The sequence below is a fragment of the Saccharothrix xinjiangensis genome (assembly GCF_039527585.1).
In the GTDB taxonomy this organism is placed as follows: domain Bacteria; phylum Actinomycetota; class Actinomycetes; order Mycobacteriales; family Pseudonocardiaceae; genus Actinosynnema; species Actinosynnema xinjiangensis.
Window position 1 is genome coordinate 109266 of sequence record NZ_BAAAKE010000015.1, and the last position, 18423, is coordinate 127688.

15 protein-coding genes are annotated in these 18423 nt (G+C 73.2%); 14 read left to right on the plus strand and 1 reads right to left on the minus strand.

The features are described 5' to 3' along the window. Nucleotides 1-242: 242 nt before the first annotated feature. The 12 genes from pyrR to metK all read left to right on the plus strand — a co-directional run bounded on the left by pyrR (nt 243) and on the right by metK (nt 12819). On the plus strand, nt 243-815 hold the full coding sequence (gene pyrR / locus ABD223_RS26645) for a bifunctional pyr operon transcriptional regulator/uracil phosphoribosyltransferase PyrR (RefSeq protein ID WP_344039262.1): 573 nt from the start codon (nt 243-245) through the stop codon (nt 813-815). After that, a complete protein-coding gene (locus tag ABD223_RS26650; protein WP_344039263.1) occupies nt 812-1771 on the plus strand; it encodes an aspartate carbamoyltransferase catalytic subunit in 960 nt (319 codons plus the stop codon). Before pyrR ends, ABD223_RS26650 begins: the two co-directional genes overlap by 4 nt. Beyond that, a complete protein-coding gene (locus ABD223_RS26655; RefSeq protein WP_344039264.1) occupies nt 1768-3060 on the plus strand; it encodes a dihydroorotase in 1293 nt (430 codons plus the stop codon). The genes ABD223_RS26650 and ABD223_RS26655 overlap by 4 nt, the downstream gene beginning before the upstream one ends. Continuing rightward, complete coding sequence (locus ABD223_RS26660) at nt 3057-3539, plus strand: PH-like domain-containing protein (protein WP_344039265.1); 483 nt, start codon at nt 3057-3059, stop codon at nt 3537-3539. The genes ABD223_RS26655 and ABD223_RS26660 overlap by 4 nt, the downstream gene beginning before the upstream one ends. Beyond that, nucleotides 3536-4648, plus strand: a complete 1113-nt coding sequence (gene carA / locus ABD223_RS26665) for a glutamine-hydrolyzing carbamoyl-phosphate synthase small subunit (RefSeq protein WP_344039266.1) — start codon at nt 3536-3538, stop codon at nt 4646-4648. Before ABD223_RS26660 ends, carA begins: the two co-directional genes overlap by 4 nt. Next, nucleotides 4648-7947 (plus strand): carbamoyl-phosphate synthase large subunit, encoded by a 3300-nt coding sequence (carB, locus tag ABD223_RS26670; protein WP_344039267.1) that lies wholly within the window; start codon nt 4648-4650, stop codon nt 7945-7947. The genes carA and carB overlap by 1 nt, the downstream gene beginning before the upstream one ends. After that, nucleotides 7944-8762, plus strand: coding sequence for an orotidine-5'-phosphate decarboxylase (pyrF, locus tag ABD223_RS26675; RefSeq protein ID WP_344039268.1), 819 nt, complete (start codon nt 7944-7946; stop codon nt 8760-8762). The genes carB and pyrF overlap by 4 nt, the downstream gene beginning before the upstream one ends. 299 nt (nt 8763-9061) lie before the next feature. Further along, complete coding sequence (gene mihF / locus ABD223_RS26680) at nt 9062-9379, plus strand: integration host factor, actinobacterial type (protein WP_033427832.1); 318 nt, start codon at nt 9062-9064, stop codon at nt 9377-9379. Beyond that, a complete protein-coding gene (gmk, locus tag ABD223_RS26685; protein ID WP_344039269.1) occupies nt 9376-9978 on the plus strand; it encodes a guanylate kinase in 603 nt (200 codons plus the stop codon). The genes mihF and gmk overlap by 4 nt, the downstream gene beginning before the upstream one ends. Before the next feature lie 60 nt (nt 9979-10038). Then, nucleotides 10039-10317: a DNA-directed RNA polymerase subunit omega gene (rpoZ, locus tag ABD223_RS26690; RefSeq protein ID WP_015103666.1), complete on the plus strand. Its 279-nt coding sequence runs from the start codon at nt 10039-10041 to the stop codon at nt 10315-10317. Continuing rightward, a complete protein-coding gene (coaBC, locus tag ABD223_RS26695; RefSeq protein ID WP_344039270.1) occupies nt 10314-11552 on the plus strand; it encodes a bifunctional phosphopantothenoylcysteine decarboxylase/phosphopantothenate--cysteine ligase CoaBC in 1239 nt (412 codons plus the stop codon). The genes rpoZ and coaBC overlap by 4 nt, the downstream gene beginning before the upstream one ends. A 64-nt stretch (nt 11553-11616) precedes the next feature. Further along, on the plus strand, nt 11617-12819 hold the full coding sequence (gene metK, locus ABD223_RS26700) for a methionine adenosyltransferase (protein ID WP_344039271.1): 1203 nt from the start codon (nt 11617-11619) through the stop codon (nt 12817-12819). Between the two features lie 118 nt (nt 12820-12937). On the opposite strand, the gene ABD223_RS26705 is transcribed toward metK, so the two are convergent. Continuing rightward, on the minus strand, nt 12938-13846 hold the full coding sequence (locus tag ABD223_RS26705; RefSeq protein ID WP_344039272.1) for an alpha/beta hydrolase: 909 nt from the start codon (nt 13844-13846) through the stop codon (nt 12938-12940). A 205-nt stretch (nt 13847-14051) separates the two neighbouring features. On the opposite strand from ABD223_RS26705, the gene ABD223_RS26710 reads away from it, so the two are divergent. Both ABD223_RS26710 and ABD223_RS26715 read left to right on the plus strand, forming a co-directional pair. Beyond that, nucleotides 14052-16025, plus strand: a complete 1974-nt coding sequence (locus ABD223_RS26710; protein WP_344039273.1) for a phosphocholine-specific phospholipase C — start codon at nt 14052-14054, stop codon at nt 16023-16025. A gap of 292 nt (nt 16026-16317) precedes the next feature. Further along, nucleotides 16318-18303 (plus strand): primosomal protein N', encoded by a 1986-nt coding sequence (locus tag ABD223_RS26715; protein ID WP_380648466.1) that lies wholly within the window; start codon nt 16318-16320, stop codon nt 18301-18303. The last annotated feature ends 120 nt before the right edge of the window (nt 18304-18423 follow it).

Here is an 18423-nt window from a genome sequence, read left to right on the forward strand (position 1 = left end):
TCATTCGCCCCGTCAGCCGGTAGGGGACTGCCGCGGGGAGGCTTAGATCAATACGCAGAGTAATGATTGCTCTCCGTGGTCACCAGGTCAAGCTGATCTCGTTGGGACAGGTGGGCGAGACCACGGACACCACCCGGAAGATTGACCGCCCACGCCTGATACCGTGCTGGTCAGCCCGGTCGCAACCGGGTGTCCGACGTCCTTTAAGGACCCGTCCTGCGAGGCGGGGAAGGAGGTCCACCGTGGCGCCACGTCAACGTGGCGCGACGGACCCGGCCGGGGAGCGAGAGCTCCTGTCGGCCGGCGACGTCGCGCGCACCGTCGCCCGAATGGCCCATCAGATCATCGAGAAGACCGCTCTAGGTGCACCCAGCGCACCGGAAGTAGTCCTGATGGGGATTCCGACCCGGGGCGCGCCGCTGGCGCGCCGGCTGGGGGCGCGGATCGCCGAGTTCAGCGGGGTCGAGGTGCCCACCGGCACCCTGGACGTGACCCTGTACCGGGACGACCTGCGGCGCGGCCCGACCCGACCGCTGGAGGACACGAAGCTCCCCGGCGGCGGCATCGACGACAAGCTCGTGGTCCTGGTGGACGACGTGCTGTTCTCCGGCCGCACCATCCGCGCCGCCCTCGACGCCCTGCGCGACCACGGCCGCCCGCGCGCCGTGCAGCTGGCCGTCCTGGTCGACCGGGGTCACCGGGAGCTGCCGATCCGCGCCGACTACGTGGGCAAGAACGTGCCCACCGCGCGGTCCGAGGAGGTCCACGTGCTGCTGGCTGAGTTCGACGACCGCGACGGGGTGGTCCTGCGGTGAAGCACCTGCTGTCCACCGAGGGCATCGACCCGGTCCAGGCCACCGCGATCCTCGACACCGCGGCCCGGCTGAAGCAGGCCCTCGAAGGCCGTGAAGTGCGCAAACTCCCCACGTTGCGCGGTCGCACGGTCATCACCGTGTTCTACGAGAACTCCACCCGCACCCGGGTGAGCTTCGAGATCGCGGGCAAGTGGATGAGCGCGGACGTGGTGAACGTCTCCTCGTCCGGCTCCAGCGTGGGCAAGGGCGAGTCGCTGCGCGACACCGCGCTGACCCTGGCCGCGGCGGGCGCGGACTGCGTCATCGTGCGGCACCCGGCGTCCGGCGCGGCGCACCGGCTGGCCGGCTGGCTGCGCGAGGCGGGCACGTCCGTGGTCAACGCGGGCGACGGCACGCACGAGCACCCCACCCAGGCCCTGCTCGACGCCGCCACCCTGCGGGAACGCCTCGGCGACCTGCGCGACCGCCGGATCGCGATCGTCGGCGACGTGCTGCACAGCCGCGTGGCCCGCTCGAACGTGCACCTGCTGACCGCGCTCGGCGCGGAGGTGACGCTGGTCGCACCCCCGACCCTGCTGCCCGCCGGGGTGGAGAATTGGCCGGTGGGCGTCTCGCACGAGCTGGACGCCGAGCTGCCGAGCCACGACGCGGTCATGCTGCTGAGGGTGCAGGCGGAGCGGATGTACAGCGGGCCCGCCGGCGCGGGGGGCAGCGGACACTTCTTCCCGTCCGCCCGCGAGTACTCCATCGCCTACGGCCTGAACGACAACCGGCTCGCGCTGCTCCCCGAGCACGCCGTCGTGCTGCACCCCGGCCCGATGCTCCGCGGCATGGAGATCGCCTCGTCGGTCGCCGACTCGCCCCGCGCCGCCATCACCGACCAGGTGCGCAACGGCGTGCACGTGCGCATGGCCGTGCTGTACCACCTGCTTGCCCACGAGGAGGAAACCGCGTGAATCCCTTGATCATCAGGGGAGTACGGCCCTACGGCGAGGGCGACCCGGTCGACGTGCTGGTCAGGGACGGCGTGGTCGCCGCGATCGGCGAGGTCCCCGGGCACGACGCCGACGGCGCCGACGTGGTCGAGGGCGGCGGCGCGGTCCTGCTGCCCGGCTTCGTCGACCTGCACACCCACCTGCGCGAACCCGGCCGCGAGGACACCGAGACCATCGCCACCGGCTCGGCCGCGGCGGCCCTGGGCGGCTACACGGCCGTGTTCGCCATGGCCAACACCGACCCGGTCGCGGACAACGCGGTGGTCGTCGGGCACGTCGCCCGCCGCGGCCGCGAGGTCGGCCTGGTGGACGTGCACCCCGTCGGCGCGGTCACCGTCGGCCTGAAGGGCGAGAAGCTCGCCGAGCTGGGCACCATGGCCAAGGCGGGCGTGCGGGTGTTCTCCGACGACGGCCACTGCGTGCACGACCCGCTGATCATGCGCCGGGCCCTGGAGTACAGCAAGGCGCTGGACGTGGTGGTCGCCCAGCACGCCGAGGAGCCCCGCCTCACCGTCGGCGCGCAGGCCCACGAGGGCGAGCACGCCGCCCGGCTGGGCCTCCAGGGCTGGCCGGCCGCCGCCGAGGAGGCGGTCGTCGCCCGGGACTGCCTGCTCGCGAAGCAGGTCGGCGCCCGCCTGCACGTCTGCCACGTCTCCACCGCGGGCACGGCCGACGTGCTGGCCTGGGCCAAGGCGCGCGGCACCGGGGTGTCCGCCGAGGTCACCCCGCACCACCTGCTGCTGACCGACGAGCGCCTGGCCACCTACGACCCGGTCAACAAGGTCAACCCGCCGCTGCGCGCGACCACCGACGTCGAGGCGCTGCGGCGGGCGCTGGCCGAGGGCGTCATCGACTGCGTGGCCACCGACCACGCGCCGCACGCCGTCCAGGACAAGGACACCGAGTGGGCCGCCGCCCGACCCGGCATGCTCGGCCTCCAGACCGCGCTGTCGATCGTCGTGGCGACCATGGTCGAGACCGGCCTGCTGGACTGGCGCGGCGTGGCGCGGGTGATGAGCGAGCGGCCCGCCGCCATCGCGGGCCTGCCCGACCAGGGTCGCCCGATCGAGGTGGGCGAGCCCGCCAACCTGGTCCTGGTCGACCCGGGCGCCCGCTGGACCGTGCGCGGCGCGGAGCTGGCCAGCATCGCGGCCAACACCCCGTACGAGGGGATGGAGCTGCCCGGCGCGGTGGTCGCCACGGTGTTGCGCGGGCGCGTGACGGCACTCGGCGGGAGGATCCCGGCATGACCCGCGTGCTGCTGTCCCTGGCGGTCCTGGCGATCTTCCTGCTCTGCCTGTACGGCATGTGGCGCGGCTGGCAGAACCGCAAGCGGCGCCAGGCGGACCTGCCGGAGTTCCCGGCGCCGCCCGCCGAGACCGGCGCCACCGTGCTGGAGACGACCGGCGTCTACGTCGGCACGACCCTCGGCGACAACTGGCAGGACCGGGTCGCCGTGGGCGACGTGGGCCACCGCGCCGAGGCCGTGCTGAGGCTCACCGAGCAGGGCCTGCTGGTGGAGCGCGCGGGCGCGAGCCCGCTGTGGATCCCCGCGGACCGGGTCGAGGGCGCCCGCACGGCGCGCGGCCTCGCGGGGAAGGTGATGACCGCGGACGGCCTGCTGGTCGTGCGCTGGCAGCTCGGGGACCGGGTGCTCGACACCGGGTTCCGGGGCGATGACAAGGACGTGTACGAGCAGTGGGTGCTAGCCCTGGGAGGCGACCGATGACCAACGCGGCACTGGTTCTCGAAGACGGCCGGGTGTTCCGCGGCGAGGCGTACGGCGCGCTCGGCGCGAGCCTGGGCGAGGTGGTGTTCTCCACCGGCATGACCGGCTACCAGGAGACCCTGACCGACCCGTCCTACCACCGCCAGATCGTGGTGCAGACCGCGCCGCAGATCGGCAACACCGGCTGGAACGACGAGGACGACGAGTCGGGCCGCATCTGGGTGGCCGGGTACGTGGTGCGCGACCCGGCGCGCATGCCGTCCAACTGGCGCTCGCGCCGGAGCCTGGACGAGGAGCTGACCGAGCAGGGCGTCGTCGGCGTGTCCGGCATCGACACCCGCATGCTCACCCGCCACCTGCGCGAGCGGGGCGCGATGCGCGCGGGCGTGTTCTCCGGCGACGAGCTGGCCTCCGCCGAGGAGATGCTGGAGCGCGTGCGCACCGCGCCGGAGATGGCGGGCGCGGACCTCGCGGGCGACGTGACCACGCCCGAGCCGTACGTGGTCGAGGCGGTCGGCGGGCGCCGGTTCACGGTGGCCGCCCTGGACCTGGGCATCAAGTCCAACACCCCGCGGATGATGGCCGCCCGCGGCATCGAGGTGCACGTGCTGCCGCTGACCTCGACCGCGGAGGACATCGCCGCGGTCAACCCGGACGGCGTGTTCCTGTCCAACGGCCCCGGCGACCCGGCCACCCAGGCGCACGCGGTCGAGCTGACCCGCGCGGTGCTGGACCGGCGCATCCCGCTGTTCGGCATCTGCTTCGGCAACCAGATCCTGGGCCGCGCCCTGGGCCGGGACACCTACAAGCTGCGCTACGGCCACCGGGGCATCAACATCCCGGTCATCGACGTGGCCACCGGCCGGGTCGCGATCACCTCGCAGAACCACGGCTTCGCGCTGGAGGGCGAGCCGGGGGAGGAGTTCGGCTCCGACTTCGGCCGCGTCCAGCTCAGCCACTACTGCCCGAACGACGGCACGGTCGAGGGCGTGCGCGCGCTCGACGTGCCCGCGTTCAGCGTGCAGTACCACCCGGAGGCGGCGGCCGGTCCGCACGACGCCGCACCGCTGTTCGACGAGTTCGTGACGATGATGGACGAGGGTCGCTGATGCCGAAGAGGACTGATCTCAAGCACGTGCTGGTCATCGGCTCCGGCCCGATCGTCATCGGTCAGGCCTGCGAGTTCGACTACTCCGGCACCCAGGCGTGCCGGGTGCTGCGCGAGGAGGGCATCCGGGTCTCCCTGGTCAACTCCAACCCCGCGACGATCATGACCGACCCGGAGTTCGCCGACGCCACCTACATCGAGCCGATCACCCCGGAGTTCGTGGAGAAGGTCATCGCGGCCGAGCGGCCGGACGCCGTCCTGGCCACCCTGGGCGGGCAGACGGCGCTGAACACCGCCATCGCCCTGCACGAGCGGGGCGTGCTGGAGAAGTACGACGTCGAGCTGATCGGCGCGGACATCGACGCCATCCAGCGCGGCGAGGACCGCCAGATGTTCAAGGACATCGTGCGCAAGATCGGCGCCGAGGTGCCGCGCAGCGCCGTGTGCAAGTCCATGGACGAGGTCCGCGAGACCGTCGCCGAGCTGGGCCTGCCCGTGGTCATCCGGCCGTCGTTCACCATGGGCGGCCTCGGCTCGGGCATGGCGCACACCCCCGAGGAGCTGGAGCGGCTGGCCGCCACCGGCCTCGCGGAGTCCCCGGTCACCGAGGTGCTGATCGAGGAGAGCGTGCTCGGCTGGAAGGAGTACGAGCTGGAGCTGATGCGCGACCGCAACGACAACGTGGTCGTGGTCTGCTCCATCGAGAACATCGACCCGATGGGCGTGCACACCGGCGACTCGGTGACCGTGGCCCCGGCGATGACGCTCACCGACCGCGAGTTCCAGCACATGCGCGACGTCGGCATCGCGGTCATCCGCGAGGTCGGCGTGGACACCGGCGGCTGCAACATCCAGTTCGCCTTCAACCCGGAGGACGGCCGCATGGTCGTCATCGAGATGAACCCGCGCGTGTCCCGCTCCTCCGCGCTGGCGTCCAAGGCGACCGGCTTCCCGATCGCCAAGATCGCCGCGAAGCTGGCCATCGGCTACAGCCTCGACGAGATCCGCAACGACATCACCGGCGAGACGCCGGCGTCGTTCGAGCCGACGCTGGACTACGTGGTGGTGAAGGTGCCGCGGTTCGCCTTCGAGAAGTTCCCCGGCGCGGACCGCACCCTGACCACGACCATGAAGTCCGTCGGCGAGGCCATGTCGATCGGCCGCAGCTTCATCGAGGCGTTCGGCAAGGCCCTGCGCTCGATGGAGACCAAGGCGGGCGGCTTCTGGACCACTCCGGACCCCGACACGACCCTCGAAGCCACCCTGGAGGCGTTGCGCACGGGCCACGACGGCCGGGTCTACACGGTGGAGCGCGCGCTGCGGCTCGGCGCGAGCATCGAGCAGGTGCACGAGGCCTCGCGCATCGACCCGTGGTTCCTGGAGCAGATCGCCTGGCTGGTCGACCTGCGCCAGGAGCTGATGGGCGCGCCCGTGCTCGACGAGCGCCTGCTCCGCAAGGCCAAGCGGGCGGGCCTGTCCGACCGGCAGGTCGCCTCGCTGCGCCCGGAGCTGGCCGGCGAGGACGGCGTGCGCGCGCTGCGGCACCGGCTGGGCGTGCGACCGGTGTTCAAGACCGTCGACACCTGCGCCGCCGAGTTCGCCGCGCGGACCCCGTACCACTACTCGGCCTACGAGCTGGACCCCGAGGCCGAGACGGAGGTCACCGAGCAGCGCGAGAAGCCGAAGGTGCTGATCCTCGGCTCCGGGCCCAACCGCATCGGCCAGGGCATCGAGTTCGACTACTCGTGCGTGCACGCGGCCATGGCGCTGCGCGCCGCCGGGTACGAGACGGTGATGGTCAACTGCAACCCGGAGACCGTGTCGACCGACTACGACACCTCCGACCGGCTCTACTTCGAGCCGCTGACCTTCGAGGACGTGCTGGAGGTCGTGCACTCCGAGCGGCGCTCCGGCACCGTCGCGGGCGTGATCGTGCAGCTCGGCGGGCAGACGCCGCTGGGCCTGGCGCAGCGCCTGGCGGACGCGGGCGTGCCGATCGTGGGCACCCCGCCGCACGCCATCGACCTCGCCGAGGACCGCGGCGAGTTCGGCCGGGTGCTCACCGACGCGGGCCTGCCCGCGCCGAAGTACGGCACCGCCACCTCGTTCGCGCAGGCCAAGGCCATCGCCGACGAGATCGGCTACCCGGTGCTGGTGCGTCCGTCGTACGTGCTGGGCGGCCGCGGCATGGAGATCGTCTACGACGAGGAGTCCCTGCACGGCTACATCCAGCGCGCGACCGAGGTCAGCCCCGAGCACCCGGTGCTGGTCGACCGGTTCCTCGACGACGCCATCGAGATCGACGTGGACGCCCTGTTCGACGGGCACGAGGTCTTCATCGGCGGTGTGATGGAGCACATCGAGGAGGCCGGCGTGCACTCCGGCGACTCGGCGTGCGTGCTGCCGCCCATCACGCTGGGCGAGAGCGACATCGAGAGCGTCCGCCGCTCCACGCTGGCCATCGCCCGCGGCATCGGGGTGCGCGGCCTGCTCAACGTCCAGTACGCGCTCAAGGACGACGTCCTGTACGTGCTGGAGGCCAACCCGCGGGCCTCGCGGACCGTGCCGTTCGTGTCCAAGGCGACCGCGGTGCCGCTGGCCAAGGCGGCCGCCCGGATCATGCTCGGCGCCACCGTCGCCCAGTTGCGCGAGGAGGGGCTGCTGCCCGCCACCGGCGACGGCGCCCGGCTGCCCGCGCACGCCCCCGTGGCGGTCAAGGAGGCCGTGCTGCCGTTCCACCGGTTCCGCACCCCGGAGGGCAAGGGCGTCGACTCGCTGCTCGGCCCGGAGATGAAGTCCACCGGCGAGGTCATGGGCATCGACGTGTCCTTCGGCACCGCCTTCGCCAAGTCCCAGACCGCCTCCTACGGCTCCCTGCCCACCTCGGGCCGGGTGTTCGTGTCGGTGGCCAACCGGGACAAGCGGGCCATGATCTTCCCGGTCAAGAGGCTCTCCGACCTGGGCTTCGAGGTGCTGGCCACCAGCGGCACGGCCGAGGTGCTGCGCCGCAACGGCATCCCGTGCACGGTGGTCCGCAAGCACTTCGAGGGCGAGGGGAACGTGGTCGACGCGATCCTCGACGGCACCGTGGACCTGATCATCAACACCCCGTACGGCAACAGCGGCCCGCGCGTGGACGGCTACGAGATCCGCACCGCGGCGGTGGCCAAGGACATCCCGTGCGTCACCACGATCCAGGGCGCGGCGGCGGCCGTGCACGGCATCGAGGCGGCCATCCGCGGCGACATCGGCGTGCGGCCCCTCCAGGCCCTCCAGGCGGCCCTGCGGGGTGGCGGATGAGGTTCGGGGAGCGCCTGACCCGGGCCGTCGCCGAGCACGGCCCGCTGTGCGTCGGCATCGACCCCCACCCCGGCCTGCTGGCGTCCTGGGGCCTGCCCCAGGACGCCTCCGGGCTGGAGCGGTTCGCCCTCACGTGCGTCGAGGCCTTCGGCGGCCGGGTGGCGGTGGTGAAGCCGCAGTCCGCGTTCTTCGAGGCGTGCGGATCACGGGGCGTGGCCGTGCTGGAAAAGGTCATTTCCGACCTCCGCGGCAGCGGCACGCTCGTCCTGGTGGACGCCAAGCGCGGCGACATCGGTTCGACCATGGCCGCCTACGCGGCGGCCTACCTGACCGAGGGCTCACCGCTGGCCGGCGACGCGGTCACGGTGTCGCCGTACCTCGGGTTCGGCTCGCTGCGACCCGCCCTGGAAGCCGCCGCGGCGAGTGGTCGCGGAATATTCGCGCTCGCGTTGACTTCGAATCCGGAGGGCGCTTCGGTGCAGCGCGCGACGGGCCCGGGAGGTCGCTCGGTGGCGCAGTCGGTGGTGGACGAGGCGGCTCGCGCGAACGCGGGCGCCGAGCCCCTCGGCGACGTCGGCCTGGTGATCGGCGCGACCGTGGGCGAACTCGACCTCGACCTGTCTGACCTGCGAGGACCGATCCTGGCGCCCGGTTTCGGGGCCCAGGGCGGGACGGTCGGGGACCTGCGCGCGCTGTTCGGCGAGGACCTGCGCGGCGTGCTCCCGACGTCCTCCCGGGACGTGCTCAGGCACGGTCCGGGGACCGCATCCTTGCGGTCTGCGGTGGACGCCGTGAGGCGCTCGTTGGAGATGTGATCACGGTCAAATCGCGACACGCTTCGCGTGGTCCGCTCACCTGCGCAAACGGTCCCTGGTACGGTCCAGTCCACCAACGGGTCCATCCCCCATCGAGCGCATACCACACAGGGCGTGCGCAGGGCGTTACCGGTGGCGGTGATGGGCCTGTTGGAGGGTGTTGGTACTACTACCACCCGCCGCACCACACCAGCGCTGAAAGATTCACCTGACTGGGCCCACGTTGTACCCAGGCAATTGCGCTCGGTACGGTCGCGGCACCGATCCAGAATTGAAATTCCCACACCACGGAGGAAATCGTGGCCCTTCCCCAGCTTACCGAGGAGCAGCGGGCCGCAGCGCTGGAGAAGGCTGCTGCCGCTCGTCGCGCTCGGGCTGAGCTCAAGGAGCGCCTCAAGCGTGGCGGCACGACCCTGACGGACGTGCTGAAGGCCGCCGAGAGCGACGAGGTCCTTGGCAAGATGAAGGTGTCCGCGCTGCTCGAAGCCCTTCCGGGCGTCGGCAAGGTTCGCGCGCAGCAGATCATGGAGCGCCTTGAGATCGCGCCGAGCCGTCGGCTGCGCGGCCTCGGTGAGCGGCAGCGCAAGGCGCTGCTCACCGAGTTCAGCGGCGAGTGAGTGATGGCACCGGGGCGGGGTCGGGCGCTCGCGCCCGCCCCCGCCTCACCGTCCTGTCCGGGCCCTCCGGCGTCGGCAAGTCCAGCGTGCTGGCCGAGCTGCGCCGCATGGGGCCCGACATCCACTTCAGCGTCTCGGTGACCACCAGGGAGCCGAGGCCCGGCGAGGTCGACGGGGTGCACTACCACTTCGTCGACGTGGCCGAGTTCCACCGCATGGCCCGGAGCGGCGAGCTGCTGGAGCACGCCGAGTTCGCGGGCAACTGCTACGGCACGCCCCGGGAGCCGGTCGCGCGGGCCCTGGCGTCCGGCAAGCCGTCCCTGCTGGAGATCGAGTTGCAGGGCGCGCGCCAGGTCAGGGCCGCCATGCCGGAGGCCCGGCTGGTCATGCTGGCGCCCCCGTCCTGGGACCACCTGGTCGGCCGGCTGGTCGGCCGCGGCACCGAGGACCCCGCCGTGGTGGCCCGCCGGCTGGAGATCGCCCGCGAGGAGCTGGCGGCCGAACCGGAGTTCGACGACGTCGTCGTGAACGACGACGTCGAGGCCGCCGCCGCGAGCTTGCTAAACTTGGTGGTCGGCCCTGTGCCCGGCACGCCCTGACGCGTGCGCGGCAGGCGCGGGACGACCCCGAACGCACACCAACCGCAGGAGCGTTGACGAGTGACCACGCACACCGAGCTGGGCCCGCTGTCGGGTTCTCCGGAGGGCATCACCAACCCGCCGATCGACGACCTGCTGGAGCAGGTCAGCTCGAAGTACGCGCTGGTGATCTACGCGGCCAAGCGGGCGCGCCAGATCAACGACTACTACGCGCAGCTCGGCGAGGGCCTGCTCGAGTACGTCGGCCCGCTGGTCGAGCCCGGTCCCCGCGAGAAGCCGCTGTCGATCGCGCTCCGGGAGATCCACGCCGGTCTCCTCGAGCACACCGAAGGCGAGTGACCGGGACCGCCGACGCCCCCGACCGGCCCAGGATCGTCCTCGGGGTCGGAGGGGGCATCGCCGCGTACAAGGCGTGCGAGGTGCTGCGCCGGCTCACCGAGTCCGGCCACTCCGTGCGCGTCGTGCCCACCGACGGGGCGTTGAAGTTCGTCGGCGCGGCGACGTTCGAGGCGCTGTCCGGCCAGCCGGTGCGGGCGGGGGTGTTCGAGGACGTCCCCGCGGTGCCGCACGTGAAGCTGGGCCAGACCGCCGACCTGGTCGTCGTGGCGCCCGCCACGGCCAACCTGATCGCCAAGGCCGCCCACGGCCTGGCCGACGACCTGCTCACCAACACGCTGCTGACCGCGCGCTGCCCGGTCCTGCTCGTGCCCGCGATGCACACCGAGATGTGGGAGCACCCGGCCACCCGGGCCAACGTGGCGCTGCTGCGCTCGCGCGGCGTCGTGGTGGCCGAGCCCGCCAGCGGCAGGCTCACCGGCAAGGACACCGGCAAGGGCAGGCTCCCCGAGCCCGCGGAGATCGTGGACCTGGCGCGGCTGCTGCTGGCGCGACCCGACGCGCTGCCGCGCGACCTGGAGGGCCGGCACGTCGTGGTGTCCGCGGGCGGCACCCGCGAACCGCTCGACCCCGTCCGCTACCTGGGCAACCGCTCGTCCGGCAAGCAGGGCTACGCCCTGGCCAGGGTCGCCGCCCAGCGCGGCGCGCGCGTCACGCTCGTCGCCGCGCACACCGCGGACCTGGCCACCCCCGCCGGCGCGGACCTGGTGCGCGTCGGCTCCGCCGAGGAGCTGCGCGCGGCGATGCACGCCGCCGCCAAGACCGCGGACGTGCTGGTGATGGCCGCCGCCGTGGCGGACTTCCGGCCGGTCGCCCTCGCCGAGCACAAGATCAAGAAGGGTGACCGCGACCCGGACCCCGTCGCGCTCACCCGCAACCCGGACATCCTCGCCGAGCTGGTCGCCGCCCGGCGCGCCGGCCAGGTCGTCGTCGGCTTCGCCGCCGAGACCGGCGACGGCGAGACCGACGTGCTCGGCCACGGCCGCGCCAAGCTCAAGCGCAAGGGCTGCGACTGGCTCGTGGTCAACGCGGTCGGCGACGGCAAGGCGTTCGAGGTCGAGGACAACGCCGGCTGGCTGCTCTCCTCGGGCGGTGCGGAGACCCCGATCCCGCACGGTCCGAAGGCAAAACTGGCGTCCGTTGTGTGGGACGCCATTGCGTCCTCGACCGAACATTGAGGAAGTCCCCGGCCGGGCTCAGTAAGCTTGACCCGTTGTCGGGTAGGTCTAGCTAGGGAGTGCCGTGAGCCAGCACAGCAGGAGGCTGTTCACCAGCGAGTCCGTGACCGAGGGGCACCCCGACAAGATCTGCGACGCGATCAGCGACTCGATCCTGGACGCGCTGCTGGCCAAGGACCCCCGCTCGCGCGTGGCGGTGGAGACCCTGGTCACCACCGGTCAGGTGCACGTCGCGGGCGAGGTGACCACCGAGGTCTACGCGGACATCCCGGCCATCGTGCGGGACAAGATCCTGGAGATCGGCTACGACTCGTCGGCCAAGGGCTTCGACGGCCACTCCTGCGGGGTCAACGTGGCCATCGGCGCCCAGTCGCCCGACATCGCGCAGGGCGTGGACACCGCGTTCGAGCAGCGGGTCGAGGGCGAGCAGGACGACATCGCCAAGCAGGGCGCGGGCGACCAGGGCCTGATGTTCGGCTACGCCTGCACCGACACCCCCGAGCTGATGCCGCTGCCGATCGCGCTGGCCCACCGCCTGTCCCGCCGGCTGAGCGCGGTCCGCAAGGACGGCACCGTGCCGTACCTGCGGCCCGACGGCAAGACCCAGGTCACCATCGAGTACGCGGGCGACCAGCCGGTGCGCCTGGACACCGTGGTCGTGTCCACGCAGCACGCCGACGGCATCGACCTGGAGAAGCTGCTCGGCGTCGACGTGCGCGAGCAGGTGGTGGCGCCCGAGGTGGCCGAGCTGAGCCTGGACACCTCCGACGTGAGGCTGCTGGTCAACCCCACCGGCCGGTTCGTCATCGGCGGCCCGATGGGCGACGCGGGCCTGACCGGCCGCAAGATCATCGTCGACACCTACGGCGGCATGGCCCGCCACGGCGGCGGCGCGTTCTCCGGCAAGGACCCGTCGAAGGTGGACCGGTCGGCGGCGTACGCGATGCGCTGGGTGGCGAAGAACGCCGTGGCCGCGGGCCTGGCCACGCGCATCGAGGTGCAGGTGGCGTACGCGATCGGCAAGGCCGCCCCGGTCGGGCTGTTCGTGGAGACCTTCGGCACCGAGACGGTCGACCCGCAGAAGATCCAGCAGGCCATCCAGGAGGTCTTCGACCTCCGCCCGGCCGCGATCATCCGCGACCTGGACCTGCTGCGCCCGATCTACGCCCCGACCGCCGCCTACGGCCACTTCGGCCGCACCGACGTCGACCTGCCGTGGGAGAGCACGGACCGCGCGACCGCCCTGCGCTCCGCTGCGGGGGCCTGACGACGTTCCCCGGGCCCCGGCGACCGCCGGGGCCGCGGGTTTCGCGGGTCGGGTTTCGTGGGCTGCCGGGTTGTGGGCTGCCGGGGGCGGTGAGCTGTGGGTCGCGAGCCCCCGGCCGTCAGCCGCGGGCCGTGATGCCGAGACCGCCGGCCAGCGCCGCGACCTGCGCGTCCACGAAGGCCTGGGAGACCGGGGCCTTCCCCTGGACCGCGTCGAACCCGTGGTAGGCGCCGGGCACCTCCAGCAGCCCGCAGTCGACGCCCGCCCGCCGCAGCCGGTTGGCGTACGCGACGTCCTCCTCGTGGAACAGGTCGTTGGTGCCCACGCCGACCCAGGCGGGCGGCAGGCCCGAGAGGTCCTCGCAGCGCGCGGGCGCCGCGAGCGGCGGCACCTCGGCGGCGTGGTCGGCGCCCAGGTAGGAGCGCCAGCCGAAGCGGTTGCTGCTCACGTTCCACATGCGCAGCCGGCTCTCGTCGACATCGGTGCGCGCCGAGGTCCGGTCGTCCAGCATCGGGTAGACCAGCAGCTGGAACGCCGGCCGCACGTCGCCGCGCTCCCTCGCCAGCAGCGCGAGCGCGGCGGCCAGCCCACCGCCGGCGCTGGCGCCGCCGATCGCGATGCGGTCGGGGTCCACGCCCGGCAGGTCGGCCAGCCGGCGCAGCGCCGCCCAGCAGTCGTGCAGCGGGGTGGGGAAGGGGTGCTCGGGCGCGAGCCGGTACTCCACCGAGGCCACCACGACCCCCAGCTCGTCGGCCACCCGGCGGCAGAACCGCGCGTCCTGCGCGGCGCTGCCCATGACCAGCCCGCCGCCGTGGACCCACAGCAGCGCGGGTCCGGGCGCGCCGCTCGGCCGGAACACGTGCATCGACACCCCGGGTTCCACCACCACCCGTTCCGCGCCCGGCAGCGGCCGGTTCCCGCCGATCTTCGACACCAGCCTGAGCAGCGGCAGGGTGCGCGGGCCGACCGCCGCGCGCGGGAGGAAGCGCGCGGCCCGGAGGTCGGGGTGGAAGGCGTGCTCGGGCATCTGGTCCTCCCGGTGCCGGCGAACCCGGAGCGGCGTTCGGGGCGAACCGTACTTGTCCCACCGCGGCCCACGTCCCGTCGGTGGCAGTTCCAGTGGTGACCACCCCGGCGCCGGCGGTCCCGGCTGCGACAGTTCCGGCGGCCGGCCGCTGCCCGCCACACCGGCGTGGCCGCCGGTTCACCTCGGGCCACTAGACACCGTGACCATGGTCGTCTCACGCCGCGCCCTGCTCACCGCCGCCGTGGCGGGTTCCCTCCTGCCGCCCTCGGTGCACCAGGCCCTGGCCCGCGAACCGCGCCGCGGCGGGCTGTCCGCCATCGAGCACGTCGTGCTGCTGATGCAGGAGAACCGGTCGTTCGACCACTACTACGGCACGCTGCGCGGCGTCCGCGGCTTCGCCGACCGCAACGCCCTCGAAGGCGTGTTCGACCAGGGCGGCACCCTGCCGTTCCCGGTCCGCGGCGGCGCGGGCGACGCCCAGTACATCGGCGACCTCGACCACAGCTGGGACGGCGGCCACCGGGCCCTGCGCGGCGGCTGGCACGACTCCTGGGTCCCGGCGAAGACCCCCGCGACCATGGCCTACTACGACCGCCGGGACCTGCCGTTCCACTACGAGCTGGCCGACACGTTCACCCTCTGCGACGCCTACCACTGCTCCGTGCCCACCTCCACCAGCCCCAACCGCAACTACTGGGTCAGCGGCTACACGGGGTTCGAGCCCTCCGGTGAACGCGCGGTCACCAACGCCGCCTACGCGGAGGACACCCACCCCGGTTACTCGTGGCGGACCTACGCCGAGCGGCTCCAGGAGGCCGGTCACTCCTGGCGCGTGTACCAGGAGTGGGACAACTTCCAGGACAACAACCTGGAGTTCTTCACCCGCTTCAAGGAGGTCGCGCGCAAGGCGCTGCGCGGCGGGCACCGCAGCCTCGACTCCTTCTACGCCGCGTTGGCGCGCTCCGCGGAGCCGGAGAAGATGCTGGCGGAGCTGCGTGAGGGCGTGAACGCCCTCACGCCCGTGGAACGCGCGCTCTACGACCGCGGCCTGCACCGCGTGCGGCCCGGTGACCTCGCGTCGGAGTTCCGCGCCGACGTGACCGCGGGCCGGCTGCCCCGGGTCTCGTACCTGGTGGCGCCGTCCACCGGGTCCGAGCACCCCGGCGCGTCCTCGCCCGCCGCGGGCGCGTCGCTCACCTACCAGGTCCTGGACGCCCTGGCCTCCGTGCCGGAGGTGTGGGACACCACCGCGCTGTTCATCACCTACGACGAGAACGACGGCTACTTCGACCACGTCCCGCCGCCGCGCCCGCCCGGCCGGGTCGCCGACGAGCACGTGGGCGACCGGCCGCTCGGCCTCGGCCCGCGGGTGCCGATGACCGTGGTGTCACCCTGGACCGTCGGCGGCTACGTCAACTCCCAGGTGTTCGACCACACCTCGACGACCCGCTTCCTGGAGCGCTGGTTGGGCGTGCCCGCGCCGGACGTCAGCGCCTGGCGGCGCACCGCGTGCGGCGACCTGACCTCGGCGTTCGACTTCAGCCGCCGCCTGCGCCGCCCCGCGATCGCGCCGCCGCCCGAGGTGCCGCCCGCCGCGCCGCGCTGGCGGCCGACGCCACCCGCGGACCAGCGGATGCCGGGGCAGGAGCCGGGCGTGCGGCCCGCGCGGGCGCTGCCGTACCAGCCGGACGCGTTCGGGGTCGTCTCGGGCGGGGAGGTGCGGTTGACGATGGTGAACTCCGGGGCGGAGAGCGCGCACCTCGCGCTGTACCCGTACGCGGGGGAGTTCGAGTTCCCGGCGCACTTCGACGTCCGCTCGTCGGAGGACTTCGCGGTGCCGTTCGGCGACTCGTACCGGTTCACGCTCATCGGGCCGAACGGCTTCCGGCGTGAGTTCGCGGGGACGCGCGGCGAGTCGGTGTCCGCGTCGTCGTCGGTGCACGGGCACAGCCGCGTGCTGAGCGTGACGCTGGCGAACTCCGGCACGTCGGACGCGACGTTCTCGATCACCGGCGACGGGCGGGACTTCAAGGTGGCCGTGCGACCGGGGCGTCGCCGGCTGGTGCCGTGGCTGACCGAGTTCCGGCACGGGTGGTACGACCTGGTGGTGACCTGCGGCGCGTTCCACCGCAGGCTGGCGGGGCACGTGGAGAACGGCCGGGAGAGCATCTCCGGATGATCACCCGATAGGGAACTTGCCCCCGTCGAACACCTGTTCGATACTAATCCCATGACCACGTCAAACCCCCTCATCAGCCCAGCTCTTCTCCTTCCTGCCACTTCCTCCTCTCCGGCGTTCCCCTCTCCTGTGCCCTCCTCTCCGTCGCCCTCTTCTCGGCCCTCCTCCCTGTCCTCGCCTTCCCCTTCGTCCGCCGCGTCCCGCCCACCGTTCTCCGAGCGCGGTCGTGACGGACCGGTGGCGGCGACCCGGGGCGCGAGCGTCCACAGCGGTCTCTGGTAGACCTCCCTCCGTGGCGGGCGAGGCGAGCACCAGGCGCGGGGAGCGGGTCCCCGCCGCCTCGATGCCGGTTGCCCGCGTGTGCGTCGACGTGCCGTTGGCGCACCTGGACCGCCCGTTCGACTACCAGATCTCCACGGAGCAGGACGCGGAGGCGGTGCCCGGCTGCCGGGTCCGGGTGCGGTTCGCGGGGCAACTGGTGGACGGCTACCTGCTGGAGCGGGCGGAGTCGTCGGAGTACGACCGGAAGCTCACGTTCCTGGACCGGGTGGTCTCGCCCGAGCCGGTGCTGTCCCCCGAGGTGGCAGAGCTGGCGCGGACGGTGGCCGACCGGTACGCCGGGTCGTTGATCGACGTGCTGCGGATGGCCATCCCGCCCCGGCACGCGCGGGCCGAGGCGAAGCCGTCGCCGGAGCCGGGGCCCGCCCCGGCGGTGCCCTCGGGCGAGGGCTGGGAGCGGTACCCGCTGGGGCCGCGCCTGCTCGAAGCGCTGCGCTCGGGCCGCGCCGCCCGGGCGGTGTGGCAGGCGCTGCCCGCCGAGGACTGGCCGGCCCGGCTGGCCGAGGCGGCGGCGTCGATGGCGAGCACGGGCAGGGGCGCGCTGGTGGTCGTGCCGGACCACCGCGACCTCGCGAGGCTGCACGCGGCGTGCCTGGAGCTCATGCACGAGGCGGACGTGGTGGCGCTGTTGGCCGACCTCGGGCCCGCCGAGCGGTACAAGCGGTGGCTGGCCGTGCGGCGGGGTTCGGTGCGGGTGGTGCTCGGCACGCGCGGGGCCGCGTTCGCGCCGGTGCACGACCTGGGCCTGGTCGTGGTGTGGGACGACGGCGACGACCTGCACGCCGAACCCAGGATGCCTTACCCGAACGTGCGCGACGTGCTGGTGCAGCGCTCGCACCTGACCGGGGCGTCGTTCCTGGTCGGCGGTTTCGCCCGGACCGCCGAGGCCCAGGTGCTGGTCGACAGCGGCTGGGCGCACGAGGTGGTGGCGGCCCGCGACACGCTGCGCTCGGTGGCGCCGCGCGTGGCGGCCGTCGGGGACAACGACTGGCAGGAGGTGAAGGACCCGGCGGCGAGGTCGGCGAGACTCCCGTCCATCGCGTTCGACGCGGCGCGCGCCGCGCTGTCGGCCGACACCCCGGTCCTGATCCAGGTGCCGCGCCGGGGCTACGTGCCTGCGCTGGCGTGCGGCCAGTGCCGGGCACCTGCCCGGTGCCGCCGCTGCGCGGGGCCGCTGGCCCTGCCGGGCGGCACGCGGGACGGCGAGCCGAGACCCGCGTACTGCCGCTGGTGCGGCGCGACGGAAGCCGCCTACCGCTGCCCGAACTGCGGCTCGCGCCGCCTGCGCGGGCAGGTCATCGGCGCCCGCCGGACGGCCGAGGAGCTGGGCCGCGCGTTCAACGGCGTCCCGGTCCGCACCTCGGGCGGCGACGAGGTGCTGTCCACCGTGCCCGGCGGTCGGTCGCTGGTGGTGGCGACCCCCGGCGCGGAACCGGTGGCCCCCGGCGGCTACGGGGCGGCCCTGCTCCTGGACGGCTGGGCCCTGCTGGGCCGCGCCGACCTGCGGGCCGCCGAGGAGGCCCTGCGCCGCTGGATGACGGCGGCGGCGCTGGTGCACGAGGCGGGACGGGTGGTGGTGGTCGCGGACTCGGCCCTCGCGCCGGTGCAGGCCCTGGTCCGCTGGGACCCGGTGTGGCACGCCAGGCAGGAGCTGGCGGCCAGGGAGGAGCTGGGCTTCCCGCCGGCGGTGCGCATGGCCACGGTGGACGGCTCCCGGGACGCGCTGGCCGCCGTCCTGGAAGACCTCCACCTGCCCCCGACCGGCGAAATCCTGGGCCCGGTCCCACTCGACGAGGACCGGGAACGCGCCCTGGTGCGAGTGGCCCGCCCGGAAGGCCGGAACCTGGCCGCGATCCTCGGCGAGGTCCAGGCGGTGCGCAGCGCGCGGAAAGAACCCGAGGCGGTCCGCGTGAAACTGGACCCCCTCGAAGTCCTCTGACCCAACTCCCGAACCACACCGAACCCCTCGCCATCTGCCTCCGGTTACCTGTTGCCGGTCGCCTGCCGCTGGCTACCTGTTGCCCGCTGTTGGTCGCCGGTCGCCGGTCGCCGGTCGCTG

Coding starts and splice junctions, on each gene's coding strand:
- ABD223_RS26660 (WP_344039265.1), top strand. CDS start 3,057: ATGACCCGCGTGCTGCTGTCCCTGGCGGTCCTGGCGATCTTCCTGCTC.
- carA (WP_344039266.1), top strand. CDS start 3,536: ATGACCAACGCGGCACTGGTTCTCGAAGACGGCCGGGTGTTCCGCGGC.
- carB (WP_344039267.1), top strand. CDS start 4,648: ATGCCGAAGAGGACTGATCTCAAGCACGTGCTGGTCATCGGCTCCGGC.
- pyrF (WP_344039268.1), top strand. CDS start 7,944: ATGAGGTTCGGGGAGCGCCTGACCCGGGCCGTCGCCGAGCACGGCCCG.
- ABD223_RS26705 (WP_344039272.1), bottom strand. CDS start 13,846: ATGCCCGAGCACGCCTTCCACCCCGACCTCCGGGCCGCGCGCTTCCTC.
- ABD223_RS26710 (WP_344039273.1), top strand. CDS start 14,052: ATGGTCGTCTCACGCCGCGCCCTGCTCACCGCCGCCGTGGCGGGTTCC.